Annotated in this window: 26 protein-coding genes; 11 read left to right on the top strand and 15 right to left on the bottom strand. The window is 70.7% G+C overall.

All coding sequences use genetic code 11. From position 1 onward, the window contains the following. The first annotated feature begins 15 nt into the window (after nucleotides 1-15). From ACWDS7_RS02695 to ACWDS7_RS02705, 3 genes are all read left to right on the top strand, one after another. On the top strand, nucleotides 16-1,092 hold the full coding sequence (locus tag ACWDS7_RS02695) for a DUF2293 domain-containing protein (RefSeq protein ID WP_451927805.1): 1,077 nt from the start codon (nucleotides 16-18) through the stop codon (nucleotides 1,090-1,092). Continuing rightward, nucleotides 1,076-1,456 carry an MmcQ/YjbR family DNA-binding protein gene (locus ACWDS7_RS02700; RefSeq protein ID WP_451927806.1) on the top strand — a complete coding sequence of 127 codons (381 nt, stop codon included), beginning with the start codon at nucleotides 1,076-1,078 and terminating at the stop codon, nucleotides 1,454-1,456. The genes ACWDS7_RS02695 and ACWDS7_RS02700 overlap by 17 nt, the downstream gene beginning before the upstream one ends. 392 nt (nucleotides 1,457-1,848) lie before the next feature. Further along, on the top strand, nucleotides 1,849-2,565 hold the full coding sequence (locus tag ACWDS7_RS02705; protein WP_451927807.1) for a hypothetical protein: 717 nt from the start codon (nucleotides 1,849-1,851) through the stop codon (nucleotides 2,563-2,565). Between the two features lie 60 nt (nucleotides 2,566-2,625). On the opposite strand, the gene ACWDS7_RS02710 is transcribed toward ACWDS7_RS02705, so the two are convergent. The 10 genes from ACWDS7_RS02710 to ACWDS7_RS02755 form a co-directional block, all read right to left on the bottom strand. After that, nucleotides 2,626-3,240: a LysE family translocator gene (locus ACWDS7_RS02710; protein ID WP_306862294.1), complete on the bottom strand. Its 615-nt coding sequence runs from the start codon at nucleotides 3,238-3,240 to the stop codon at nucleotides 2,626-2,628. A gap of 124 nt (nucleotides 3,241-3,364) precedes the next feature. Continuing rightward, entirely contained in the window at nucleotides 3,365-5,149 is a 1,785-nt protein-coding gene (locus ACWDS7_RS02715) for a hypothetical protein (RefSeq protein ID WP_451927808.1), read from the bottom strand. Between the two features lie 120 nt (nucleotides 5,150-5,269). Beyond that, nucleotides 5,270-6,493 (bottom strand): kynureninase, encoded by a 1,224-nt coding sequence (gene kynU / locus ACWDS7_RS02720; RefSeq protein ID WP_451927809.1) that lies wholly within the window; start codon nucleotides 6,491-6,493, stop codon nucleotides 5,270-5,272. A gap of 185 nt (nucleotides 6,494-6,678) precedes the next feature. Next, nucleotides 6,679-7,194 (bottom strand): 3-hydroxyanthranilate 3,4-dioxygenase, encoded by a 516-nt coding sequence (locus tag ACWDS7_RS02725; RefSeq protein ID WP_451927810.1) that lies wholly within the window; start codon nucleotides 7,192-7,194, stop codon nucleotides 6,679-6,681. Then, nucleotides 7,191-7,613 carry a RidA family protein gene (locus ACWDS7_RS02730; protein WP_306862282.1) on the bottom strand — a complete coding sequence of 141 codons (423 nt, stop codon included), beginning with the start codon at nucleotides 7,611-7,613 and terminating at the stop codon, nucleotides 7,191-7,193. Before ACWDS7_RS02730 ends, ACWDS7_RS02725 begins: the two co-directional genes overlap by 4 nt. Beyond that, nucleotides 7,610-8,398, bottom strand: coding sequence for a 2-keto-4-pentenoate hydratase (locus tag ACWDS7_RS02735; protein WP_451927811.1), 789 nt, complete (start codon nucleotides 8,396-8,398; stop codon nucleotides 7,610-7,612). Before ACWDS7_RS02735 ends, ACWDS7_RS02730 begins: the two co-directional genes overlap by 4 nt. Before the next feature lie 76 nt (nucleotides 8,399-8,474). Then, on the bottom strand, nucleotides 8,475-9,488 hold the full coding sequence (gene dmpG / locus ACWDS7_RS02740) for a 4-hydroxy-2-oxovalerate aldolase (RefSeq protein ID WP_451927812.1): 1,014 nt from the start codon (nucleotides 9,486-9,488) through the stop codon (nucleotides 8,475-8,477). Beyond that, nucleotides 9,485-10,474 carry an acetaldehyde dehydrogenase (acetylating) gene (locus tag ACWDS7_RS02745; protein ID WP_451927813.1) on the bottom strand — a complete coding sequence of 330 codons (990 nt, stop codon included), beginning with the start codon at nucleotides 10,472-10,474 and terminating at the stop codon, nucleotides 9,485-9,487. The genes dmpG and ACWDS7_RS02745 overlap by 4 nt, the downstream gene beginning before the upstream one ends. Then, nucleotides 10,471-11,268, bottom strand: a complete 798-nt coding sequence (locus tag ACWDS7_RS02750) for a 2-keto-4-pentenoate hydratase (RefSeq protein WP_306862269.1) — start codon at nucleotides 11,266-11,268, stop codon at nucleotides 10,471-10,473. The genes ACWDS7_RS02745 and ACWDS7_RS02750 overlap by 4 nt, the downstream gene beginning before the upstream one ends. Beyond that, nucleotides 11,261-12,715, bottom strand: a complete 1,455-nt coding sequence (locus ACWDS7_RS02755; protein WP_306862266.1) for a 2-hydroxymuconic semialdehyde dehydrogenase — start codon at nucleotides 12,713-12,715, stop codon at nucleotides 11,261-11,263. The genes ACWDS7_RS02750 and ACWDS7_RS02755 overlap by 8 nt, the downstream gene beginning before the upstream one ends. A gap of 74 nt (nucleotides 12,716-12,789) precedes the next feature. Between ACWDS7_RS02755 and ACWDS7_RS02760 the strand changes: the two genes are divergently transcribed. Then, nucleotides 12,790-13,548 (top strand): IclR family transcriptional regulator, encoded by a 759-nt coding sequence (locus ACWDS7_RS02760; RefSeq protein WP_451927814.1) that lies wholly within the window; start codon nucleotides 12,790-12,792, stop codon nucleotides 13,546-13,548. A 60-nt stretch (nucleotides 13,549-13,608) separates the two neighbouring features. On the opposite strand, the gene ACWDS7_RS02765 is transcribed toward ACWDS7_RS02760, so the two are convergent. Further along, nucleotides 13,609-14,193 carry a class I SAM-dependent methyltransferase gene (locus ACWDS7_RS02765; protein ID WP_451927823.1) on the bottom strand — a complete coding sequence of 195 codons (585 nt, stop codon included), beginning with the start codon at nucleotides 14,191-14,193 and terminating at the stop codon, nucleotides 13,609-13,611. 371 nt (nucleotides 14,194-14,564) lie between these two features. Between ACWDS7_RS02765 and ACWDS7_RS02770 the strand changes: the two genes are divergently transcribed. Continuing rightward, a complete protein-coding gene (locus ACWDS7_RS02770) occupies nucleotides 14,565-15,446 on the top strand; it encodes a hypothetical protein (protein ID WP_451927815.1) in 882 nt (293 codons plus the stop codon). Between the two features lie 18 nt (nucleotides 15,447-15,464). Here the strand turns inward: ACWDS7_RS02770 and ACWDS7_RS02775 are convergent, their stop codons facing one another. Together ACWDS7_RS02775 and ACWDS7_RS02780 are read right to left on the bottom strand one after the other, a co-directional pair. Beyond that, the gene (locus ACWDS7_RS02775) at nucleotides 15,465-15,818 is read right to left on the bottom strand and encodes a YbaB/EbfC family nucleoid-associated protein (RefSeq protein WP_306862257.1); all 354 of its coding nucleotides are present in this window, start codon (nucleotides 15,816-15,818) and stop codon (nucleotides 15,465-15,467) included. A 17-nt stretch (nucleotides 15,819-15,835) separates the two neighbouring features. Continuing rightward, nucleotides 15,836-16,189 (bottom strand): hypothetical protein, encoded by a 354-nt coding sequence (locus tag ACWDS7_RS02780; RefSeq protein WP_451927816.1) that lies wholly within the window; start codon nucleotides 16,187-16,189, stop codon nucleotides 15,836-15,838. Nucleotides 16,190-16,632: 443 nt separating this feature from the next. Between ACWDS7_RS02780 and ACWDS7_RS02785 the strand changes: the two genes are divergently transcribed. From ACWDS7_RS02785 to ACWDS7_RS02800, 4 genes are all read left to right on the top strand, one after another. Further along, entirely contained in the window at nucleotides 16,633-17,331 is a 699-nt protein-coding gene (locus tag ACWDS7_RS02785) for a dienelactone hydrolase family protein (protein ID WP_451927817.1), read from the top strand. Nucleotides 17,332-17,438: 107 nt separating this feature from the next. Beyond that, nucleotides 17,439-17,981, top strand: a complete 543-nt coding sequence (locus ACWDS7_RS02790; protein ID WP_451927818.1) for a VanZ family protein — start codon at nucleotides 17,439-17,441, stop codon at nucleotides 17,979-17,981. A 150-nt stretch (nucleotides 17,982-18,131) separates the two neighbouring features. Further along, entirely contained in the window at nucleotides 18,132-18,884 is a 753-nt protein-coding gene (locus ACWDS7_RS02795) for a GntR family transcriptional regulator (protein ID WP_306862246.1), read from the top strand. A 126-nt stretch (nucleotides 18,885-19,010) separates the two neighbouring features. Continuing rightward, a complete protein-coding gene (locus ACWDS7_RS02800; protein WP_306862243.1) occupies nucleotides 19,011-19,232 on the top strand; it encodes a hypothetical protein in 222 nt (73 codons plus the stop codon). Nucleotides 19,233-19,392: 160 nt separating this feature from the next. On the opposite strand, the gene ACWDS7_RS02805 is transcribed toward ACWDS7_RS02800, so the two are convergent. Continuing rightward, nucleotides 19,393-20,460, bottom strand: coding sequence for a hypothetical protein (locus tag ACWDS7_RS02805; protein ID WP_451927819.1), 1,068 nt, complete (start codon nucleotides 20,458-20,460; stop codon nucleotides 19,393-19,395). A gap of 140 nt (nucleotides 20,461-20,600) precedes the next feature. On the opposite strand from ACWDS7_RS02805, the gene ACWDS7_RS02810 reads away from it, so the two are divergent. After that, the gene (locus tag ACWDS7_RS02810; RefSeq protein WP_306862237.1) at nucleotides 20,601-21,161 is read left to right on the top strand and encodes a gamma carbonic anhydrase family protein; all 561 of its coding nucleotides are present in this window, start codon (nucleotides 20,601-20,603) and stop codon (nucleotides 21,159-21,161) included. Nucleotides 21,162-21,184: 23 nt separating this feature from the next. Next, nucleotides 21,185-22,528, top strand: coding sequence for a hypothetical protein (locus tag ACWDS7_RS02815; RefSeq protein WP_451927820.1), 1,344 nt, complete (start codon nucleotides 21,185-21,187; stop codon nucleotides 22,526-22,528). Between the two features lie 484 nt (nucleotides 22,529-23,012). On the opposite strand, the gene ACWDS7_RS02820 is transcribed toward ACWDS7_RS02815, so the two are convergent. Further along, nucleotides 23,013-23,294 carry a metal-sensitive transcriptional regulator gene (locus tag ACWDS7_RS02820; RefSeq protein WP_306862231.1) on the bottom strand — a complete coding sequence of 94 codons (282 nt, stop codon included), beginning with the start codon at nucleotides 23,292-23,294 and terminating at the stop codon, nucleotides 23,013-23,015. Between the last annotated feature and the right edge of the window lie 34 nt (nucleotides 23,295-23,328).

Here is a 23,328-nt window from a genome sequence, read left to right on the forward strand (position 1 = left end):
CGGCAAGCTGGTGGGGTGAGCAGACTTGAGCGCCGGATCGTGGAGGCGGCGGAGGCCGCGCTCGCCCAGCGGAAGTTCGTCACCGCGGTCGATGTGCTGACCGGGATCCGCTGGCTGCACGCCCGGCACGTCGACACCTGGCGGCAGGGCCGGGTGGCGGCGCTGGAGGAGCTCTCGGCGGTGGACGGCGCCAAGATGACCGACGCGGTGGCCGTGCTCCGGCGCTGGGCCCTGGCCAAGGGGCTCACCCCGAGCGAGACCGCCTACGTGTCCGGCGGCCGCGACCGGGGAGAGCTGCGCTTCGTCTCCGCCGGGGACGACAGCGCCTTCCGGGTCCACTGGATCTCACCGGACATGAGCGAGACCCGGCGGCGGCAGCTCGCCGAACGGCAGAGCAAGGCCCCCGACCTGGTGGTGGTGGAGTCGCAGCAGCCCTGGGAGTGCGCGGGCTGCAGCGACACCGGCCCCTACATGATCACGGAGAACGCCGGGCCACACTGCCTGACCTGCGCGGACATGGACCACCTCGTCTTCCTCCCGGCGGGCGACGCGGCGCTCAGCCGGCGGGCGAAGAAGGAGAGCGGACTGGCCGCCGTGGTGGTCAGGTTCAACCCCCGGCGCAGGCGTTACGAGCGGCGGGGCATCCTGGTCGAGGAGGCCGCGCGGGAGCGGGCCGAGGAGCAGTGCCTGGCCGACGAGGAGCTACGGCCGCGCCGCCGCGAGCGCGACCGGGAGCGGCGGGCCGGCGAGGACGTGGAGTTCCAGGCCGGGATGGCCAGGGAGATCACCCGGCTGTTCCCCGGCTGCCCGCCCGAGCGGGCCGAGGAGATCGCCCGGCACGCCGGGCAGCGAGGCAGCGGCCGGGTGGGCCGGACCGCCGCCGCCAAGGTGTTCGACGAGAACGCGATCACACTGGCCGTGGTGGCCTCGGTGCGGCATCTCGACACCGACTACGACCGGCTGCTGATGTCGGGGGTGCCCCGCGCCGAGGCCAGGGAGCGGATCCGGACGGCCATCGACCGGGTGCTGGGCCACTGGCGCGCGACTGTCGGTGCCCCCTTGCACAATGGCTCCCATGGAGAAGTGGCGTGAGGTCCGTCAGACGCTGCGCGAGTCCGCGCTGAGCCTGCCGGAGACCTACGAGGACCATCCGTGGGGCGAGAGCGTCATCAAGGTCAACAAGAAGATCTTCGTCTTCCTCGGCGTCGAGGAGCCGGCCGGGAAGTGGAGCCCGGCCGTCAGGGTGAAGCTGCCGGAGTCCAACGGCCACGCGCTCTCCGTGGCGGGCGCGGCGCCCTCGGGATACGGGCTCGGCAGGGCGGGGTGGGTGACGATCCCGCTGATGGGCGTGCTGCCGGAGACCGAGGTGCTGCTCGACTGGGTCGAGGAGAGCTACCGGGCGGTCGCCCCCAAGAAGCTCGTCGCCAGGCTCGACGCCACCGGTCCGCTGCGCTGACGCCAGGCGCCCACCGACCCCGCCGCACTGACGCCAGGCGTCCACCGGCCTGGCCCTGCCTGGCCGCTCCCGGGCGCTCACCGGCCCCGCCGTGCCGACCCCGGGTGCCCACCGGCCCCGATGGTCCGGTGACCGGCGCCGCAGGCGGGCCGTAACCGCGAGCAGATATCCGACAGACCGGCAGTGGACCGGCGTAAACGCCTTTTCACCGTGACTTTCCCTGTTTAGTGGACTCCGCCTCGGCATGGCGCCACGAAGCCCTCCTCAGTGGCTGTAAGGATCTCCAATGTCACGCTGAGTCACCAAGCGGACGGGCATGGGCCGTATTCCGGCCCGCGAGTTAGTCGCGGCCGCGGGCCGCGTTCCGGAAGGAACGGTATCTCCATATGTTCATGTCCAATCCCCGGAGGGGAGCCACCGCCACCCGTCCCCGGCCGATGCGGAGGCTGGCGACCCTGACCCTGGCCGGATCTCTCTCCATGACCCTGACCACCGCCGTCGCCCCGCCCGTGTTCGCGGCCGACGACCCGCACAGGGGGCGTGACCCGCGGAACGCCACGCTCAGGGATGAGGCCGACAGGAGGTGCTCGCCCGGCAACTTCTTCAGGTTCCACTCCTTCAAGCCGAGGAACTTCTTCGTTCCCCGCACCCGCTTCATCGACGGCCCCGGCGGCACGATGACCGCGTCGGTCCGGCGGCAGCACCGGGTCTACTTCGAGGTCGAGATCGAAAGGGAGAAGAATTCCGAGATCGACAGGCTCCATACCGACACCACCGCCAGGACCGTCGGCACCAACACCTTCACCGACGCCGACACGCGCGCCCTGCTCCGCCGCCTGCGCAACAACGTCAACCCCCTGCTCGCCGAGGAGCTCATCGTCGAGACCGGGCACGACTACACGCAGGAAGTCAGCGACGGGATGTACGGCAACCTGTGGTACCGCGTCTTCGGCTACCGGATAGGTTTCTCGTCGTGGCACCAGCTCGAGGACTGCACCTCGCACCTGGTCACCACCGGTATCGCCAGCGTCCCCGCGAGAGTGGAGGGCTGGAGATACTGGGAGACCAAGCACCCGATGTACAAGGGCCGCCGCCTGTCCGACAAGTGAGCCACCCGCCCGGCGGGCCGGATGCGGCCCGCCGGAGCCGGGACGTGGGCCGGGGCCGGGTCAGGGCTGCTGCACGGCCAGCCTGATCGCGAAGCCGACCAGGAGCAGGCCGGTGGCCTGCTCCACCCGGGCCCGGATCCGGGGCGTGCGGAGCAGGGCGCCGATCCGGTCCACCGCCACGTTGTAGAAGCTGAACCAGAGCAGATAGAGCCCGGCGAAGATGGCCGACAGCAGCATGGCCTGGTTCAGCGTGTCGCCGTGGGCGGGGAGAAACTGCGGCAGGAACGTGACGAAGAACAGCGCGACCTTGGGGTTGAGCGTGTTCGACAGGAAACCGTTACGGACGTGCTGCATCGGGGAGCGGGCCGCCAGGGCGGCGGGCTCCGGGGCCGCGGCCGTGCGGCGGCTGGAGCGCAGGGCCTGGATGCCCAGCCAGAGCAGATAGACGACGCCCACGACCTTCAACACGGTGAAGGCGGTGGCGGAGGCCAGCAGCAGGGCCGACAGCCCGATGGCGGCGGCGGTGGCGTGGACGGTGAGGCCGATCAGGCCACCGAACATGGTCAACAGGCCGGCGGTGCGGCCGAAGGCGAGGGCGTTGCGCGTGATCAGGGCCTGGTCGGGCCCTGGAATCATGATCATTACAAGCGCCGTGACCGCGAAGGTCGTCAGCATGGAACGGGGGTCTCCCTGAACATCGGATGGTGCAGAGCGCCTTGTGGGCGCGCCCATCCTACGCATGCGGGGAGACCCCTCCTCCCACCCGGCCGGGGGGTGGGGGCCCCGGCCGGGCGAGGTGTCACCTGGCGCTGTTGCGGAACGGCCGGGCGGGCCTGCCCAGGTCCGGGGCGCCGAGCAGCTTCTTGGAGGAGACGGCGTAGATGCCGTCGTTGGTGAAGACCCAGACGATCTTGCGGTCCCACTCGACGTAGGTGCCGTGGGTCTGGTTGCCCAGCGCGTAGTCGGGGACGCCCTTGCCGTAACCCGACGGGACGAACTGCGCGACGATCTTGGGGTGCTTCAGGTCGCGGGTGTCGAAGAACTGCACGCCCGCGTTGTAGAACGCGTACGGCAGCAGGCCCTGCCGGGGGTCGCCGGGCGAGGTGTAGTAGCCCGAGCGCTTGGGGCCGAAGCTGCCGCCGCGCTGGCAGTAGTCGTCGAACGGGGCGCCCGCGGCGGGCCGGGGCCGGGGCAGGGCGCCGACGATGCGGGGCCGGGCCGGGTCACGGACGTCGATCTGGAAGATGTCCTTGTAGGGCTCGTGGCAGTCCTCGCCCAGCGGGTAGCCGGACACGTAGATCATGCCGGTCTTCTCGAACTGGGAGACGTCCACGTTGTCGGCCTCGGTGCCGCCGACCGACATGGGCAGGTCCAGGTGGGCGACCTCGCTCATCTTGGCGGGGTTGGAGATGTCCAGCACCGACAGGCCGTAGCCGCCCAGGGCCGCGAAGCCGTACCTGCCGCCCTCCTCGACCGGCTTGGGGACGGCCAGCGGCATGCGCGCGCCCATCCAGGAGGTCTGGTTGCCGCAGCGCGGGTTCCTGGCGTAGTCGGCGGACTCGTCGGCGACCTGGCCCTTCCGGTGCCACTCACCGATCTTCTTCGGCCTGGCCGGGTCGGACATGTCGTAGGCCTGGTAGCCGGCCGAGTACAGGTAGGTGGGCACCTCGGTGTTGCTCCAGGTGTCCAGCGGAGCCGCGGCGACGAACATGTACTTGCCGCCGGTCCAGTACGGCACGTCCAGCGAGCCGGAGCCCTGCTGCGGCCCGTCCACCGGCGCGTTCAGCGGATTGTCCGCCGAGCCGTCGGTGGTGACGGTGGCCAACAGCTTCCAGTCCTTCTTGCGCGGGCCGTCGAGCCGGTAGACCTTGAAGCCCTTGAAGCTCGTGGTCTCACGGAGCTTCCGGACGCCCTCGGGGTTGTGGAACTTGGAGTGCTCCACCGAGTCGCCCAGCTCGCCGACCTGGCGCTTCTGCTCGAAGCTCTGGACCATGACGTAGGCGCCGAGCCTGGCGTTCCACTGGATGGTGGAGGCGCCCCAGTAGTCGTGGGCCTTCCAGTCCTTGCCGTCCTTGAGCTCGACGTTCTCGCCGTACTCGGCCTTGACGTCGCCGCGGCTGAGCGACTCGACGATCTTGACCTTCCTGACGTCGGTCACGTCGTAGACGCGGGCCTCGCTCCGGTCGTACTGGAACAGGTAGCGGCGGCCGTCGAAGTCGACGATGTTCTGCCAGCTGTGGAAGTAGTCCGGGGTGAACGCGGGGCCGCGGTAGGCGGCCTCCAGCTTGATCGGGCCCTCGATGTAGGACTCCGGGTCGTAGCCCTTGGTCCTGCCGAAGATGTCCTGGGCACCGCCGGGGAAGGAGAAGCGCTCCTCTCCCGCCGGGGTCAGGGACGGGTGCCGGAAGGTGCCGTCGAGCTGCATGCCGTAGGTGCCGGGCTGGGGGTCGGCCGGGCGGCGGTCGCCGCAGACCGAGGGGATGCCGGGATCGTCGGGGGCCGCTGCCCGCACCGCCGTCCCGGAGACGAGGACGAGACCCGCGACGCCGGAAGTGATCAGGGCATGCCGGAGGAAGTGGCGCATGGCGCGACCTTTCACAGGAAAGGAAGGAACGCCCTCAGGGTCCTGGTTCCGCCCACCTCCGGCCACGCCCCGTTCCATGGGATGGAACCGGGAGGGTTCCATCCCATGGAACGCCGCCTCTCAGGTGACGGCCAGGCGCTGCTGGTAGCGCTCGTCGCGCCAGTGCTCCTTGTCCAGCACCTCGGCCAGGATGGCGGCCGCGTCGTAGACGTCGACGTAGCGGATGTAGAGCGGGGCGAAGCCGAAGCGCAGGATGTCGGGGGCGCGGAAGTCCCCGTGGACGCCGCGGTCGATCAGTGCGCGCATGACCGGGTAGCCGTCGGGGTGGCGGAGGCTGACCTGGCTGCCGCGGCGCTCCGGGTCGCGGGGGGTGACCACCTCAAGGCCGTACGGCGCGCACAGCTCCTCGACCAGGTCGATGAAGAGCGACGTCAGCGCCACGCTCTTGGCCCGGACCTGGTCCAGGTCCACCCGCTCCCAGATGTCCAGCGAGGCGTTGAGCGGGGCGAAGGACAGCACGTGCGGGGTGCCCACGGTGAAGCGCCGGATGCCCTCGGCGGGGCGGTAGCCCGGTTCGAACGCGAACGGCGCCGCGTGGCCGTGCCAGCCGGTCAGCATCTGCTCGGCCTCGGCGTGGTGACGCGGGTGGGCGTAGACGAACGCCGGGGCCCCGGGGCCGGCGTTGAGGTATTTGTAGGTGCACCCGACCGCGAAGTCGGCCTGCGACACGTCGACCCGGTAGGCGCCGGCGCTGTGGCACAGGTCCCAGATCATCAGGGCGCCCGCCGCCTGGACCCGCGCGGTCACCGCGGCGGTGTCGTGGCGCTCCCCGGTCCGGTAGTCCACCTCCGACATCAGCACGCAGGCGACGTCGTCGGCCAGCACCTCGTCGAGGACCCCGAGGTCGCGGACCTCGTAGCCGCCCACCGCCTTGACCAGCCCTTCGACCACGTAGCGGTCGGTCGGGAAGTTGGCCAGGTCGGAGACGACCACCCGGCGGCCGGGGCGCAGGCGCATCGCGGCCGAGACGGCCTTGACGATCGCGATCGAGGTGGTGTCGCCCACCGCGACCTGCCCGGGGCCCGCGCCGATCATCGGGGCCAGGCGGTCGCCGGTGGTCAGCGGCAGGTCGAACCAGCCGGCGGAGTTCCAGCCGCCGACCAGTTGCCGGCCCCACTCCTCCGTCACGACCCGTGCCGTCGCGGCCGAGGCCGCCACGGGCATGGCGCCGAGCGAGTTGCCGACCAGATAGATCGTTTCGTCAGGCAGGACGAACTCGTCCCTGAGGTGCTTGAGGGGGTCGTCGGCGTCGAGGGCGGCGCAGTCCGCGCGGCTGATGGTCACGAATCATCTCCGGGTTAGGTGCTTACCAGCCCTTCTATCATCCCGACATCGGCGGAGGCCAGGATATTGGGCCGTTCCGGGACGCGGAACCTCCGTCCGGCGGGTGGGGAAGTCGGAGCCACTGCGTCCACAGGGGCCGGCCGGCCCCTGTGGACGCAGTGGGTGTGGACGTCGACGACCGGGGGCTACCCCTTGCCCGGGTGGAGCACGCCGCAGCCGTCGCAGGTGCGGGCCTTCTCGTCGTCGTAGAAGGCCTGGAAGATCGGCGGCAGGTCGGCCACGATGTCACGGACCTGGAGCTCGACCTCGTGGACCACGGCGTCGCACTCCAGGCAGTACCACCGGAACTTCTCCAGCACGCCCTCCGGCCTGACCCGCTCCACCAGGAAGCCGACCGAGCCCTCCTCCGGCCGCTGCGGCGAGTGCGGCAGGCCCGCCGGGAGCAGCCACATCTGGCCCTCGCGGACGTGGACGGTCTCCGGCCCCTCGGGCGTCATGACGTTGATGTGCATGTTGCCGCGGACCTGGTAGAACAGCTCCTCGTAGGGGTCGACGTGGAAGTCGGTCCGCGCGTTCGGGCCGCCGACGACCATCACGATGAGGTCACCGGCCCCCTCGAATATGATCTTGTTGCCCACCGGCGGCTTGAGCAGGTGCGCGTGCTCGTCGATCCACTTGCTGAAGTCGATGGGGGGGATCACTGGCGTTCCTCCGGTCGGTGGGCCACGGCCTGAATCTCGATGAGCAGGTGAGGGTGGGGAAGCTGGTGGACGGCCACGGTGGTGCGGGTCGGGCCGCTCTCGTCGAAATACTCCGCGTAGACGGCGTTGTATCCGTCGAAGTCGTCCATGTCCACCAGATAGGTGGTGATCTGGACGAGGTCGCTCAGGTCTGCCCCGACCGCCCGGAGGATGTCGCCGATGTTCTCGATCACGGCCCGGGTCTGCACGGCGATGTCGAGCTTCATCGCGCCGGACCCGTCGGCCTCGGCTCCGGCGATCGTGTCGTCCGGCCGGCGGGAGCTGGTGCCGGACACGTATATGAGGTCCCCGGCCCGCTTGACGTGCGGGAACCTCCCGCGCGGCGTGGCCTTCCCGCTGACGACGAGTCCGTCGCTCATGACTGTCCTCCCACGACGTCGGACGGGACCTGTGCGGCGGTGAACGAGACCGAGCCCAGGTGCTGGACCTCGACCCTGACGTGGGCGCCGGGGATCAGCGGCTCGGCGGGCGTGGCGGCCCCGGCGAGCAGGATCCACCCGGGCTCCAGGACCACCCCGTGGGCCGCGGCCAGGCGCGCGGCCTCCACGACGGCCCGGCGCGGATCTCCGAGGATGGCGCCGGTGGACCCGGTCTGGACGGGACGGCCGTCGACCTCGAAGACGACGCCGAGGTTCCACCGGGCGGGGTCGTAGGGCCGCCACGGACCGACCACGTATCCGGCGGCCGAGGTGTTGTCGGCGATCACGTCCGGCAGGGAGAACCGGAAGTTCTCATAGCGCGAGTCGATGATCTCGATGCCGGGGGCGACCGCCGCGACAGCGCCGGGCGCGAGGGCGTCGGCGACCGTGGCGATGCGGTGGCCGATCAGGTAGACGACCTCCGGCTCGACACGAGGGTGGATGTAGCACGAAATATCGGCGTATGAGCCGTCGAGGACGGCCGACGACTCCGGCACCCGGCCGAAGATCACGTCGTGCACGCCCATCTGGCGGCGCTTGCCCTCGCTGGTGAAGCCCAGCTTCACCCCCGACAGCCGGTCGCCCCGCTCCAGCCGGAGCCGGAGCAGCTCCTCCTGGACCCGGTAGGCGGCGGCCACGTCGTAGCCCTGCCCGGGCTGCGGCACCGCGCGGACCGTGCGCGCGGCCTCGTCCAGCACGGCGGCGAGTCCGCGGATGTCGGTCACCGCTCCCCCTCCACTCCGGTGAGGCCGATCGCGCCGGTCGCGGGGCCCGCCCCACGGCCGGCGCCGGATGCCTCCGTCATCGCTCTCCCTCCGCCCGCGCCAGGTCCAGCGCGATGTCCACGATCATGTCCTCCTGCCCGCCGACCATCCGGCGGCGGCCCGCCTCGGTCAGGATCGTCCGGGTGTCGACCCCGTAACGCGACGACGCCGCCTCGGCGTGACGCAGGAAGCTGGAGTAGACCCCGGCGTAGCCGAGCGTCAGCGTCTCCCGGTCCACCCGGACCGGCCGGTCCTGCAGCGGCCTGATCAGGTCGTCGGCCGCGTCCATCAGGGCGTGCAGGTCGCAGCCGTGCTCCCAGCCCATCAGGTCGGCCACCGCGACGAACACCTCGATCGGGCAGTTGCCCGCGCCCGCGCCCATCCCGGCGAGAGAGGCGTCGACCCGGTAGGTGCCGTTCTCGACCGCGACGACCGAGTTGGCCACGCCCAGGCCCAGGTTGTGGTGGGCGTGGATGCCGATCTCCGTCCCCTCGTCGAGCACCGAGCGGTAGGCGCGGACCCGGTCCCGGACCCCGTCCATGGTCAGCCGGCCGCCGGAGTCGGTCACGTAGACGCACTGCGCGCCGTACGACTCCATGAGCTTGGCCTGCCGCGCCAGTTCCTCGGCGGGCGCCATGTGGGACATCATCAGGAACCCGGCGACGTCCATGCCGAGCTCGCGCGCGGTGGCGATGTGCTGGGCGGAGATGTCGGCCTCGGTGCAGTGGGTGGCGACCCGGACCGAGGTCACGCCGAGCGCGTGGGCACGCCTGAGGTCGTGGATGGTGCCGATGCCGGGCAGCAGCAGGGTCGTCAGCCTCGCCCGCCGTACGGCTCCCGCGACCGCCTCGATCCACTCGTCGTCGGTGTGCGCGCCCGCGCCGTAGTTGAAGCTGCCTCCCGCGAGGCCGTCACCGTGGGCGATCTCGATGGCCGCCACGCCGGCGGCGTCCAGCGCGGCGGCGATCTCGGCGGCCTGGGCCGTGGTGTAGCGGTGCCGGATGGCGTGCATGCCGTCCCGCAACGTCACGTCCTGGACATAGAGCCTCACGCGCCCACTCCTGTCTCGACGCTCTGCCCGGTGCGGTCCGGCCGCTCCGCCAGCCGTTCGGCGGTGCGCAGCGCGGCCGAGGTCATGATGTCCAGGTTCCCCGCGTAGGCGGGCAGGTAGTGGGCCGCGCCCTCCACCTCCAGGAAGACGCTCACCTTGGTCCCGCCGGTCCGGCTCCCGTCGGGCAGCGGCTCTCCGGCCGGGACCCTCTCGAACTGCACGTCCTGCTTGAGCCGGTAGCCCGGCACGTAGTCGCGGACCCTGTCCACCATGGCCCGTACGGCTCCCGCCACAGCGGCCTCGTCGCAGTCGTCGACCAGGCAGTAGACCGTGTCACGCATGATCAGCGGCGGCTCGGCCGGGTTGAGGACGATGATCGCCTTGCCCTTGGCCGCCCCGCCGACCTCCTCGATCGCCCGCGAGGTCGTCTCGGTGAACTCGTCGATGTTGGCGCGGGTGCCGGGTCCGGCGGACCTGGAGGCGATCGAGGCGACGATCTCGGCGTAACGGACGGGGACCTGTGAGGCCACCGCCGCCACGATCGGGATCGTCGCCTGCCCGCCGCAGGTGACCATGTTGAGGTTGCGCTCGCCGAGGTGGTCGTCCAGGTTGACCGGCGGCACCACGTAGGGCCCGACGGCGGCGGGGGTCAGGTCGATGACCCGCTTGCCGTGCGCGCTGAGCACCCGGTCGTTGTGCAGGTGCGCCTTCGCGGAGGTCGCGTCGAGGACGAGGTCCACACCGGCGAAGCCGGGCAGCCCGACCAGGCCCTCGACCCCTTCGTGGGTGGTGGCCACCCCACGGCGGCGGGCCCGGGCCAGGCCGTCGGAGTCGGGGTCGATGCCCGCCATGGCGACGACCTCCACCCGCTCCGACAGCAGCGCCTTGAACATCAGGTCGGTGCCGATGTTCCCGGAACCGATGATCGCGATCTTCACCCGCTCCGCGGGCGGCGGCGTGGCCGCACCGGTGTCGCCGAGGGTCATGAGAACACCGCCCGCACCGAACCGAGACCGTCGATGACGGCCTCGAAGACGTCGCCGGGCTCGACGGGCACCATCGGGCCGAGCGCGCCGGTGAGCACGATGTCCCCGGCGCGCAGCGGGAAGTCCCTGCCGCCCAGCGCGTTGGCCAGCCAGACGGCGGCGTTCAGCGGGTGCCCCATGCAGGCCGCGCCCGCGCCGGTGGAGACCTCCTGCCCGCGGCGGCTCATGGTCATCCCGGCCAGCCGCAGATCCAGGCCGGCGAGCGGGACGGGCGTGTTGCCCAGGACGAAGGCGCCGCTGGAGGCGTTGTCGGCGATGGTGTCGACGAGCGCGATGTCCCACCCCGCGATCCGGCTGTCGACGATCTCGATCGCGGGCAGCGCGAAGTCGACGGCCCGGATGACCTCCGCCACCGTGAACGGCCCGCCGACCAGGTCGCTCTTGAGGACCAGCGCGACCTCGGCCTCGGCCCTGGGCTGCAGGAAGCGGCCGGCCGGGATGGGCAGGCCGTCGAGGCAGGCCATGTCCGCGAAGAGCATGCCGAAGTCCGGCTCGTCGATCCCGAACTGCTTCTGCACCGCCGGGCTCGTGATACCGATCTTCCGCCCGACCAGCCGCCGCCCGTCGTCCAGCGCCCGCCGGGTGTTGATCTCCTGTACGGCGTAGCCGGTCTCGGCGGTCCCGACCGGCAGCGTCTCACGCACCGGCGGGCAGGGCTTGCCGCTCCGGGCCGCCTCCAGCAGCCGGTCGGCCGCCTCGGCGAGCACGTCGGTCGCCTCGCTCCACTCAGTCATGTCCCGGCTCCAGCTTGATCGTGATCGTGGTGGGTTCGGAGTAGAAGTCCAGCGAGTGCGTGCCGCCCTCCCGGCCGATGCCCGACAGCTTCACCCCGCCGAACGGGGTGCGCAGGTCCCGCAGGTACCAGGTGTTGACCCAGACCAGCCCGGCCTCCAGCGACCGGGCGACCCGGTGGGCCCTGTTCAGGTCGGCGGTCCAGACCGTCGCCGCCAGGCCGTAATCGCTGTCGTTGGCCAGCTCGACCGCCTCGGCCTCGGTGTCGAACGGGGCGATGTGGCAGACCGGGCCGAAGATCTCCTCCCGGTTCACCCGGGAGTCGCGGGACAGGCCGGTCAGCACCGTCGGCTCGACGTAGTAGCCGCCGTCGCGGTCGTCCCCGAAGTGCGGCACGCCACCCCCGGCATGGATCCGGGCCCCCTCGTCCTTGGCCAGCCCGTAGTAGGAGAGCACCTTGTCCCGGTGCTCCGCCGAGATCATCGGCATCATCGTGGTGTCCTCGTCCGCGGGGCGCCCGAACCTCAGCTCCCCCGCCCGCTCGGCCAGCCGCGCGGTGAACTCCTCGAAGACGGGCCGCTCCACGTAGAGCCGCTCGGTGCACAGGCAGACCTGGCCGCCGTTGGTGAAGACCGACCGCACGCTCCCCTCGACGGCCGCGTCCAGGTCGGCGTCGGCGAAGACCAGCCCGGCGTTCTTGCCGCCCAGCTCGAACGAGACCGGCTTGACCCGGTCCGCCACACTCTTCATGATCGTCGACCCGGTACGGCTCTCGCCGGTGAAGGTGACCGCGTCCACCCCCGGGTGCTCCACCAGGAACTGGCCGGTGGAGCCGGCGCCGAACCCGTGCACCACGTTCAGGACACCGGGCGGCAGGCCGATCGAGGCGGCGATCTCCGCCAGCACCGCGACCGAGCCCGGCGTGTGCTCCGAGGGCTTGACCACGATGGTGTTGCCCGCGACGAGCGAGGGGCCGATCTTCCAGGTCGCCAGCAGGAACGGCAGGTTCCACGGCACGATCACCGCGACCACGCCCAGCGGCCTGCGCACGGTGTAGCTCAGCACGTCCTTCAGGTGGAAGGCGCTCTCCGGGCGCTGGGCGGCGATCTCGGCGAAGGACCGGAAGTTCGCCGCGCCCCGCGGGATGTCCAGCGTCCGGGTCTGGGTGATCGACTTACCGGTGTCGGCGATCTCCGCGGCCACCAGATCCTCGAAGCGCTCCTCGATCGCGTCGGCGAGACGGCGCATCCAGGCGGCCCGCTCGGCCACCGGCAGCGCCGCCCATCCCGGCAGGGCCGCGCGGGCGGCGGCGACCGCCCGGTCGACGACCGCCCGGTCCGCCTCGTGGACCCGGCGGACCGGGCGGCCGGTCACCGGGTCGTGCGTGGCGAACGTCGCGCCCTCGGCCGCCGGCACCCCACCGATGAAGTGGGTTACCTGGTCAGACAAGACTTCTCCTCACGATAGGACCCCGATGGGTCACTAGGTATGGGTATAGAGGTGGGAGCCGTTCATCGGCAACAATGCGTTCCGTGAAACGGAACCCAGACCGCCTCTCGATGCTGGAGAAGTCGTGGCTCGTGCTCGACTCGTTCCGCCCCACGGGAGGCCCCCTGCGCCTGGCCGACGTCGCCGAACGCTGCCACCTGCCCAAGACCACGGCCTTCCGGCTGCTCACCGAGCTCACCGAGATCGGCGCGGTCGCCCGCCGCGAGGACGGCTACTACCTCGGCCGCCGGCTCTTCGAGCTCGGTTGCATCGTGCCCCTCGAACGAGATCTGAGACACGCGGCGCTGCCCTTCATGCACGACCTCTACGAGGCGACCCACGAGACCGTCCACCTGGGCGTGCGCGACGGCCTGGACGTCGTCTACGTCGAGAAGATCCGCGGCCAGGAGGCGTTCGCCCTGCCCTCCCGTGTCGGTGGGCGGCTCCCGCTGACCTGCACCGGGATCGGCAAGGCCCTGCTGGCCTTCTCCGGGCCCGACCTGATCGACGAGGTCCTCGGCCGTCCCCTGCGCCGCCTGACCCCTCACTCGATCGTGGACCCGCAGCGGCTTGAGGAGACCATCGGCCAGATCCAGGCGGCGGGCCTGGCCTACGAACGCGAGGAGGCCCAGCTCGGCGGGGCCTGCATCGCGGCCCCCGTGTTCGGCGACGGCATGGCCGTCGCCGCCCTGTCCGTCTCCGTCCCGCTGGCCCGCTTCCAGCCCACCCGGCTGGCCCCCGTCGTCAAAGCCGCGGCGCTGGGCATCTCCCGCGCGCTGGCCAGGACCATCTGACCGGCCCGGCGGGCGGGCGGGCCTCGCCGGGTCTCCACGCGACATCGCACCAGGTGCGCCTCAATCGGCGGCTCGCAACTGGAACTGCAGGTCGGAGGCGTCTGGCGCCTCCAGGGCCGACACCACGGTCAGACCGGCGGCCGCGGCAAGGCCCTCGAACCCTGAGCGGGTGTACCAGTGCAGCACCCAGGGGCGGTCCACGACGGTGCTCTCGCCGTCGCGGTAGCGCTCGTAGCGCAGCACCGCCGTCTGCGTCCGCGTGGAATCGCTACGCTCCTCGGACAGCATCGAGACACGCAGCTCAGCACCGTCGTCCGCCGTAGCGGTGCGCACCCGGCCGATCTGCTCGGCGGGTGTGGGCGACGGGACGAACAGCGGCACCAGGGCGGTGCCGCCCACGGCGAGGTGGTCGCGGATGCCGCGGAGGGCGGCCAGCGCGGTGGAGTCGTCGGGGAGCAGGTTGAAGGTCGGCCCGGCGAGGAAGATCGCACGGTAACGGCGTGGCAGATCGAGCGCTTCCATGCGCTGGTGGTGGACGACGACATCGACGCCCTGCTCCCGCGCCCGGCGGCGGCACCGGTCCAGCATGTCCGCCGAGGCGTCAACGCCCTCGACGTCCAGACCGCGGCGGCGCAGGTCGAGCAGCGGGTCGCCGTCTCCGCACCCTACGCTTCAGCCGGATGCCCGGCGACATGATTTTCGGCTCCTCACCCCCCTCGGCCGGCCGCCGCCGTCGGAGCCGTGAGCGTGGAGGTGGAGCAAAGTAGTTTTGACTACGAACTAAGGTCGATTTGTAGACCTCGCGATCACATCATCCCGGGCACGCTTAAATAGAGGATTTATATCCTCGAACGCCTTTTGTTTGTTCTGCCGGAAATGGCGATATTGATCCAGCTGTGGGGCTAACGTGGCAGATGATATTGACAGGATTTCGGACGGACCTGAGCTCGGAGAGCAGGACGTCCGGCGGTAGAAAAAGGATCTGTTACGTGAGTCCATCCCCCAAGTCGCTTCCGATGACAGGGTTTCTGTTCTCCGCCGTCGGTGTCGGCGGCGTGGTCCTGCAGATGCTGGCCGTCGCCTACCCCGATGGCGACCCCGCCAAGGCGCGCGAAGCCGCGCGGCTGTTGCGGCAGCTGGCCAAGCGAGTGGACGTCAGCCTGGACGACGTGGAGGAGGTCGCGGGCAAGGTGTGGCGGCCGCCCAACTCCGGCGCGGGCATCGACGCCTTCAGGAAATACTTCAACAACGAGATCGCGCCCTATCCGCCGCGGACGTCCGCGTACATCCGCGGGCTGGCCGACGCGGTCGACGACTACGCGGGCATGCTGGAGCAGACCCAGCACGCGCTCCGGACGATGGCCATGATCCAGTGGATCGAGCTGCTGATGTTCTTCTGCTGGCCGGCGATCGACAAGAAGGTCCAGGTGATGATCAACTGGGCGATGCGCAGGTCGCAGGCACGGCTGCTGCTCAAGATGTTCAATCATGCGGTGGGGAAGCGGTTCATCTACGCCGCGGGCGGCAGCCTCGCCTACACGGTCCTGGACCAGGCGGTCGTTGACGGGCTCAAGTTGGCCAGAGGCGAGGACCTGGGGTCGTGGGGCGACCGCGGCGAGTACATGTTGAAGAACTTCGCCGCGGCCATGGTCTTCTACCACGTGGATCCCGCCAATTTCGGAAAGGCCGCGAACCTGCTGCCGAAGAACCAGGCGGCGCAGAACGCCGTCGTGTTCTTGACCGGCTCCACCATCTTCAGCACCACGGCGAACGCGCTCAACCGGCCCGGCGACGTGATCGACGATCCGGCCGGCCTGTTGCCCACGTGGGAGCAGATGCTCGCCAAGCTGGGGGTCGCCGCAGGCCAGGACCAGTTCAGGCGCTGGCGCGGATACTGACCGCCGGTGACCACGTAGCTAGTCCCGGCTGAAACGCCTGACCCCGTCGGCGAACGGGGTCAGGCCGTCCGTCATCATCCCGGCCAGCCGCGCGGTCAGGTCCGTGGCGGCGGCGCCGGCGGCGGCGAGCACCGCCTCCGCCAGCGCGTCCGCGCCGAGCCGCATCGCCCGCGGGTCGATGCGCAGGCTGCCGAGCGCGCCGGTCGGCAGCACCTCGGCCCTCACCTGACCATTGGCCGCCTCACCTCGGCCGCGGATGGCGTTGAGGCCCTCCTGCAATTCTTCCAGCGGCCGAGTTTCGGCCTGGAACTGGGCGAGAAGGCGGCGCATTTCCTCGTCGAGGAAGGATGTGCCGTCGTCCGGTGTGATCATCAGGTCTCCAGGAAACGTCAGGGGTTGAACTTCTTGTCCGACTTCGAGTACTCGGGCGGGTCGGACACTTTCGGCAGGGATTCGATGCTGGCCCAGTTCGCGACCTCGAAGCCGATCCTCATTCCGGCCAGCCGTTCGGCGACCGCGGGATAGACGTCGCGTAGCGCGTTGACGTACGTCTCGGATTTCTTCAACGCCGTGGAATAGCCCTGCCTGAACGTGTTCGCCGTCTCGTCCGTGCCGGCGAAATCGCCCAGCGCGGCGATGGCGTCGAGAATCCGGCGGACGTCCTTCACCAGCTCGTCGTGCTCGGCGACGAATCCGCCGGCCGCCTTCGTGAAGATGCTCCCGTGGACATCGACGTTCGGCATGCCCGGACGTTCGAGACCAGGCGAGGTCGGCGGAGGGGTGGGGGTGGGGTACGTGGGCGTGGGACTCGACGTGGGCGTCGGCGTCGGGGTGGCGGTCCCCGTGGGGGTGGGTGACGGTGTGGGCGATGAGGATGGAGTGGATGAACCCGTCTCAGACATGGCATTTCTCCTCGTCGATACGCCTTACCGTGCCGCCGCGCAGGCGCGGGAGACAGCCACCCCCGCATTACCTACACTAGCTGTAGGAATAGTGTACTTTGTGGCGGCCGGGCACGGGTCCTGGTGATCGACCTCACGTGAGGGCTACGCGGCCGGCGGCGAGTCCATGGAGCCCCGGCCGAAAGGGGAGCCGCGTCATCGGCCGGCACGGCTCGCAACTCTTGCGGCTCAGCGGGTATGCGGTTCACTGGTCGTCCCACCCGATCAGTCCGCAGGAGGATCCCATGGAAGCCCGCACCGAGACGGTCACCGTCGCCGACGGCACGTTCGACCTGCACCTGTGGCTGCCGGAGAGCGGCCGGGGGCCGGTCGTCCTGTTGATCCAGGAGGTCTGGGGGGTCGGCCCCTACATCAGGAAGGTCGCCGAGGACCTCGCGGAGCTCGGATACGTCGTCGGCGCGCCCGACCTGTTCTGGCGGCTGCGGCGCAACTGGGTGGCCGACCACGACGAGGCCGGGCTGGCGGCGTCGATGAAGGTGGCCTCCGAGTTCGACGTCCCGCACGGGGTGTCCGACTCGGCCCTGGCGCTGGCGCACCTGAAGGGGCTGCCCGAGGCCGAGGGAGGGGCCGCGACGGTGGGGTTCTGTCTGGGCGGCTCGATCGTCTACCTCCTGGCGGCCACCACCGAGGTGGACGCGGTGCTGTCGTTCTACGGCTCCGCCGTACCGGACGCCGCCGGCCTGATGGAGAAGATCACCTCTCCGGTGCTGTTCGTGTTCGGCGGCTCCGACCCCTACATCCCCCGCGAGCAGGTCGCCAAGGTGGAGGAGGCCGCGGCGGGGCGGCCGGACATCGAGATGCACGTCGCCGAGCAGGCCGGGCACGCCTTCCACAACCACGAGGCGCCCCAGTTCTACGACCCCGAGGCCGCGCCGGTCGCCTGGGACCGGGCCGTGGGCTTCCTCAGGCGCCATCTCGGGTAGCCGCCCGGCGCGGATGACATTCCGGGCGGAGACCCTTACCTGAAGGTCACCTTCCCGTAACCGCAGGGGCCGCCCGGCGGGGGGCCCGGACCCGGCATCATTGCCCCATGTACCAGGTGTGGCAGGTATGGGGAAATATCATCATCACGGCTGTGGTGGCGCTCCCGCTGGCCCTCGCCGCCGCCCGCCTCCTCGCCCTCCGCCGCCTCCGCGCCGGCCATCCCCTCCCCGTCCGCACGGCCGTCGCCGACGTCGCCGTGGCGGCCGGGACCGCCCCCTGGATCTGGATGATCCTCACCCCGGCGGCGGGCCCCGGCGGCTTCAGCCTCGTCCCCTTCAGGGACCTGTGGGCGGTGCTTCAGGGGCCGGGTGAGACAGCGTTCGTGCAGGTCGGGGGCAACCTTCTGGTCTTCGCCGCACTCGGCGCGATGCTCCCGGTCCGCTCGGCGCGCTCCGCCTCACTCACCAGGGTCGCCGCCGTGGCCGCCGCGGCGTCACTCACCGTCGAACTCCTCCAGTACGGCCTGCGGCTGGGCCGGGTGAGCTCCGTCGACGACGTGCTGGTCAATACAGCGGGTGCTGTTCTGGCCGCGACCATCACCCGGCGATGGTGGGCCCAGCCAATAGCGGCTAGGACCGTTCCACGGTAACGGACCGGGAAAACTCCCGGAGATCGTCACACAGGCACGATCCTCTCAAAAGAAGCACGGGACCAACCTCTGCATCTGTGCGATCGTGGACAAGACGGGGCAAGTTCTCTGGAGACGCCAAACCCGGTTGGTGACAGAGGGTGATCAAACGTGCAGCAGTCCCCGGTTCCTCCCGAGCCCCCGATCTATCGGCGCATCGCCGACGGGCTTCGCGAAGCGATCCTGTCCGGCGAGCTCCGAGACGGGGATCGGCTTCCGGGCGAGAACGCCCTGATGGCGGAGTACGGCATAGCCCGCGCGACCGCCAGACAGGCCCTTTCCGTGCTCATCAACGAAGGACTGGCCGTGCCCAAGCGCGGCTCGGGAGTCTACGTCCGCCAGTTCCGGCCGATCAGGCGGCACGGCTCCCGGCGGCTCTCCCATGAACAGTGGGGGCAGGGCCAGGCGATCTGGGAGTCCGACACCAGAGGCCGCCCCTACACCGTGGACGACATGAACATCGACAGGGAGATCGCCGAGGACACCGTGGCCCGGGTGCTCAACAGCACCGAGGTGTGGGTGCGGCGGCGGCGCTACTCGGTGGACGGCCGGCCGGTCCAGCTGTCGGTCTCCCACTTCCCCGCCGCCCTGGTGGAGGACACCCCGATCACACAGCCCGACACCGGGCCCGGGGGCGTCTACGCGCGCCTGGGCGACCTCGGCCACACCCCCGTGCGCTTCAGCGAGGAGGTGCGGGCCCGCATGCCCCATCCTCACGAGACCGTCCAGCTCGACCTGCCGGCCGGCACCCCGGTCATCGTGATCGGCCGGATCGCCTACACCGCGGGCGGCGTCCCGGTCGAGGTCAACGAGATGATCCTCGACGCCGCCTCTTATGTACTCCAATACGACTTCGATTCATAGATCAAGACGATCCGTCAACCGATAGGTTGACCTGTCCCCTGCGATCATTGATTTCTCTAGAGAAGTGCATCACCTTCGGAGGTGGAAGGTCACACGGCCGGGCCTGGGCGCGGGGAAGGTGCGTAGATGTCATTCGACCGACATCTGGCGGAGATCGCCCGGGAGTTCCCCGACTGGACGATCTGGCGGAGTGACGCGGGTCGGTGGTGGGCTACCCGCCACCACCCGCTCACCTCCGACCAGCGTGATCTCGGCTGCGCGATGACCGTCGACGCCGACGACCCGGAAGGACTGCGAGAGCAGTTACGCGATCAACAGGACCGTTCCGACGGGAGGGGTTCCTGGTAGCCGCCCGGTGCCCGGGTCAGCGGATCTCACGCGGCCCCGGCGCCGGGCCCCCAATCGCGGAAGCCCCCGACCCGATCGGGGGCGGGGGCTTCCGCTTGACCTCAGCGGCCGCGGGGCCGTGGCATGCAGGAGGCGGACCGGCCCGTGCGGGCCGCGGCCGTCATTTCCGTGCGGCGTACTCGTCGTCCTCCTTGGCGGCCCGGCCCAGGCTCACCTCGGTGTCGTCGAAGATCTCGGTGCGGTGGTCGCCGCCCTCCTCGACCTCGTCGTCCACGATCACGCGGACGGCCTCGACATCGGACTCGACATCGGACTCGACGTCGGGCCCGGCGACCTCCCCGGCCGGAGCGGCCTCCACGGGGACGGGGGCGGAGGCGGACTGGACGGGGAACAGCGGGAGCACGGAGGCCTCGTCGATCAGGGCCCCGGCGGCGTTCTCCCGGTGCAGCAGATCGCCCAGCACGGCCCCCATCTCGTTGAGGCGGCGCATGACCTCGCGGTGGGTGTCGGTGAGGTAGGTGACCCGCCGGCCGGTCGTCTCGTCGAGGATCGTCGAGCGCTGCTGGGCCGCGGCCAGCGTGGCGTGGGCCTCGGCGTTGGCGGAGGACACCGTCGACTCCGCCTCGGTCCTGGCGCTCTCGATCGTCCGCTCGGCCTCGTTCCTGGCCGAGACGACCATCCGGTCGGCCTCGGCGCGGGCGCCGCGCAGGGTCTCCTCGGACTCCGCGCGCGCCGCGTTGAGGGTCTCCTCGGCGTCGCCGCCGGCCTGGGCGAGCATCTGCTCGGCGGCGGCGGTGGCCTCGGCGACCCGGCGCTCGGCCTCCTGCTGCGCGGCGTTCATGATGCCCTCGGCCCGCTCCAGCGCCGCGCTGACCATCCGCTGGGCCTCTTCAGCGGCGTCTTCGCGCAGTTTGCTGGCCTCGGCGTCGGCGACCTGCCGTTTGGAGGCCGCCTCCTCCTCACCCAGCTTCAGGATCTGGCTGAGCCGCTGGCCCAGCTCGTCGTAGTCTTGCGGAGCGTCGGAGAGCCTCCGCCGGACCTCGGCCAACTCGATCCGGCCCCGCTCGGCCTGCTCGATCGCCCGGGCGAGCCGTTCTTCCAGATCGCGGATCTGGTTGCGGTTGCGGTTCATGTAGTCGTGGACCTGACGACGGTTGTAGCCGCGCATGACGACCTCGAACGAGTCCTCATGCATCAGGTCGGGAAAGCTCTCGTGCTGGTTTGTCATGGCGCTGCCCGTGGAGGTTGTGTGGCGGGAAAGGAGACGTCAGGAGACGACTTTCCTGCTTACTGTCCAAGTCCGCAACCGGAACGCCCGACCTGCTTGCGGAAATATCGGGCAAGCTCACGCACCGTAACATCAATCACATGGACATCAGCCCCTACATCGCCGCCCTCGACGGGGACGCGATCCCCCAGATCCACCCAGATGCCTACGTCGCCCCCGGCGCGGTGGTCGTCGGCCGCGTACGGCTGGGCCGGGCCGCGAACGTCTGGTACGGCGCGGTCCTCCGCGGCGACGACGAGCGGATCGAGGTCGGCGAGGAGTGCAACATCCAGGACCTGTGCTGCCTGCACGCCGACCCCGGCGAGCCCGCCGTGCTGGAGCCCCGGGTCAGCCTGGGCCACAAGGCCATGGTGCACGGCGCGCACGTGGAGACCGGCGCGCTCGTCGGCATCGGCGCCGTCGTGCTCGGCGGGGCCCGGATCGGCGCGGGCTCGCTCGTCGCGGCCGGCGCCCTCGTGGGGCCGGGCAAGAAGATCCCGGCCGGGGTGCTCGTGGCGGGCGTCCCCGGCCGGATCATCCGCGAGCTGACCGACGACGACCGCGCCTCCTTCGCCCGCACCCCCGACAACTACATGGCCAAGGCCGCGCGGCACCGGGCGGCCGTCGCGGTCGCGCCGGGCGAGCGGGCGGGAGATCGCTGACGCGCCGGGCGGGCATCGGTAACATGACCGCCGTGCGGCAGTGGGACGGTTTCGACACCATCGAGAGCGACGTGCGCACCATGGTCGCCGACCACCGGTGGGCGAGGCTCCCGCTGCCCGCCCGCGCCCAGGCCGTCGCGCTGCGCGTCCTAGCCGCCCCGGACGGCGGGCGCTGGCTGTTCGGCGCGCACGCCCGGTGGTACCGGCAGGATCCCGCCGACGGCCGCTGGCACCTGGCGGCGCCCCCGGCCGATCCGGGCTTCCGGGCGGCGGCGCACGTCGTCCACGCCACCACGGCGATCCTGCCGCACCTGGTCCCGACCGGCCCCGACTTCACCACGGACCGGGGGTCGGTCCAGGGGTTCGTCGGACCGGACGTGCCCCCCGAGATCACCGAACGGGTCCGGGAGCTGGTCATCGCCCAGCGCGGCAGGCGCAGGGAGGACTTCCCGCTCCACGGGCCGTCCGCCGCGCTCTTCGCCGGTGAGGTCGCCAGCCCGGTCGCGGCGGTCTGGGACACGCTCATGTGGTGCGCCTACGCCCCGGCCTTCGACGGCAACGAGGTGCTGCTGTCGATGTTCGGGGAGTTCCTGGCCCGCCCGCTGCCCGGTGACGAGTGGGTCCGCTGGCTGCCTCCCTCCTCGCTCGACGACCTGGTGGCGCTGTACGGCGAGCGGGTCAGGGCGGGGCACCCCGAGGCCGGTCTCCGGCTGGTCGCGCTGATGGCCGACACCGCCGACGCGATCCGCGGCGACCGGCGCTTCCGCCCCCGGGCCGAGGCCCTGCTGTGCATGGTGGAGCCGGTGCTCCGCCGGACCGGCCCCGACCACTCCATCGCCCACTACGGCGACGACGCCGTACGGCAGGCGTGGCTGTCGCGCTGCCCGCCCCACGTGACGCTGCCGGACTCCTCCCCGGGGGAGCACTTCCAGCACGCGCTCTACGACCTGGTCCAGACGCTGGGGTTCCTCGTGCCCAAGGGCGCCGACCCGCGGGCGGTGGCGACCTCGCTGCTGGCGGCCGACCTGTCGGCGACCGCCCCCCGGGCGGCCGACGCGCTCTACCCCTGGCTGGACCCGGAGCTGCGCCACATCCTCCACGTGGTGCTCACCGACCCGTCCCACCCGCTCCGGGGGTGCTGGCCACGCTCCGGCGGGCTGCACTCGGCGCTCCATCCGCCGGACCGGGCCTCGGCGGCGGCCCTGCTGGGCGCCGCCTACGCCACAGGGCTCGCGTGGTGCCGGCTCAGCGGGACCACGGTGCCGGAGCGCGGGTTCGTCACGGCCGCGGCGGTCGTGCACCGGCTGACGCACGAGCGGGACGACCCGGTCCCAGGCATATCAGGGACTTTCCCCCGCCACTTCTGACACGCATCAGCATACTTAAACCACAAATTCAGTTATTTTCTCCTTACTCTCCTTATATCCCTCTATCCCCCCGCACATCGGCTGTTTGTCTGAATCGTGATCTCGGAATCGGGAAATGATCCTTCTGAGGGCGCGACCGTGCCGGAAGGAATGGTCCCGATGGGCCATGGGCACCAAAGACCGCCCGCCGTAACCTCGAAGTGGGTGTGGGCTGCGGAAGGAAGGACGACGCGGTGGGGCACGACGACCTGGACTCTAGGGTCCACGACCGTGTCGCGTTGGACGAGATCGCGCTCTATGCCGAGGTGCTTACCGCCGTCGCCATCAGCGAACGGCCACTCACCTTGGCGGAGCTCGACAACGCGCTCGGATTGAGTGCTTCGGCGATCTGCTGAAGCCGATGAGAGAACCGTCCGGACGACCTAGTCCCGGACTCCTCGACAGGGGTCCGGGACGTGGTCAGGAAAGATGGTCCGGTGACTAGTCACGAACGGACGAGGCGGGCGATCGCCGCCGTGGCCTCCTTGACCTTCTCCTCCGCCTCGGGGCCTCCGCTGTTGATGGCGTCGGCGACGCAGTGCCCGATGTGGTCCTCCAGCAGGCCGAGCGCCACCGCCTGAAGCGCCCGCGTGGCGGCCGACACCTGTGTCAGCACGTCGATGCAGTAGGAATCCTCTTCGACCATCCGCTGCAGGCCCCTGATCTGCCCCTCGATCCGCCGCAGCCGGGTCAGATAAGCCTGCTTGTCTCCGCTGTACCCATGCATGCCCCAACCGTACCCGGGCCTGGCTCAGCGGGAA

It is taken from the genome of Streptosporangium sp. NPDC003464 (genome assembly GCF_053588315.1).

What these genes read in the sequence shown, in the direction of transcription:
- ACWDS7_RS02700 (WP_451927806.1), top strand. Translation starts at nt 1,076, where the DNA reads ATGGAGAAGTGGCGTGAGGTCCGTCAGACGCTGCGCGAGTCCGCGCTG.
- ACWDS7_RS02705 (WP_451927807.1), top strand. Translation starts at nt 1,849, where the DNA reads ATGTCCAATCCCCGGAGGGGAGCCACCGCCACCCGTCCCCGGCCGATG.
- ACWDS7_RS02710 (WP_306862294.1), bottom strand. Translation starts at nt 3,240, where the DNA reads ATGCTGACGACCTTCGCGGTCACGGCGCTTGTAATGATCATGATTCCA.
- ACWDS7_RS02715 (WP_451927808.1), bottom strand. Translation starts at nt 5,149, where the DNA reads ATGCGCCACTTCCTCCGGCATGCCCTGATCACTTCCGGCGTCGCGGGT.
- ACWDS7_RS02730 (WP_306862282.1), bottom strand. Translation starts at nt 7,613, where the DNA reads ATGAGCGACGGACTCGTCGTCAGCGGGAAGGCCACGCCGCGCGGGAGG.
- ACWDS7_RS02745 (WP_451927813.1), bottom strand. Translation starts at nt 10,474, where the DNA reads ATGACCCTCGGCGACACCGGTGCGGCCACGCCGCCGCCCGCGGAGCGG.
- ACWDS7_RS02750 (WP_306862269.1), bottom strand. Translation starts at nt 11,268, where the DNA reads ATGACTGAGTGGAGCGAGGCGACCGACGTGCTCGCCGAGGCGGCCGAC.
- ACWDS7_RS02760 (WP_451927814.1), top strand. Translation starts at nt 12,790, where the DNA reads ATGCGTTCCGTGAAACGGAACCCAGACCGCCTCTCGATGCTGGAGAAG.
- ACWDS7_RS02770 (WP_451927815.1), top strand. Translation starts at nt 14,565, where the DNA reads ATGACAGGGTTTCTGTTCTCCGCCGTCGGTGTCGGCGGCGTGGTCCTG.
- ACWDS7_RS02775 (WP_306862257.1), bottom strand. Translation starts at nt 15,818, where the DNA reads ATGATCACACCGGACGACGGCACATCCTTCCTCGACGAGGAAATGCGC.
- ACWDS7_RS02780 (WP_451927816.1), bottom strand. Translation starts at nt 16,189, where the DNA reads ATGCCGAACGTCGATGTCCACGGGAGCATCTTCACGAAGGCGGCCGGC.
- ACWDS7_RS02785 (WP_451927817.1), top strand. Translation starts at nt 16,633, where the DNA reads ATGGAAGCCCGCACCGAGACGGTCACCGTCGCCGACGGCACGTTCGAC.
- ACWDS7_RS02790 (WP_451927818.1), top strand. Translation starts at nt 17,439, where the DNA reads ATGTACCAGGTGTGGCAGGTATGGGGAAATATCATCATCACGGCTGTG.
- ACWDS7_RS02800 (WP_306862243.1), top strand. Translation starts at nt 19,011, where the DNA reads ATGTCATTCGACCGACATCTGGCGGAGATCGCCCGGGAGTTCCCCGAC.
- ACWDS7_RS02805 (WP_451927819.1), bottom strand. Translation starts at nt 20,460, where the DNA reads ATGACAAACCAGCACGAGAGCTTTCCCGACCTGATGCATGAGGACTCG.
- ACWDS7_RS02810 (WP_306862237.1), top strand. Translation starts at nt 20,601, where the DNA reads ATGGACATCAGCCCCTACATCGCCGCCCTCGACGGGGACGCGATCCCC.
- ACWDS7_RS02815 (WP_451927820.1), top strand. Translation starts at nt 21,185, where the DNA reads ATGACCGCCGTGCGGCAGTGGGACGGTTTCGACACCATCGAGAGCGAC.
- ACWDS7_RS02820 (WP_306862231.1), bottom strand. Translation starts at nt 23,294, where the DNA reads ATGCATGGGTACAGCGGAGACAAGCAGGCTTATCTGACCCGGCTGCGG.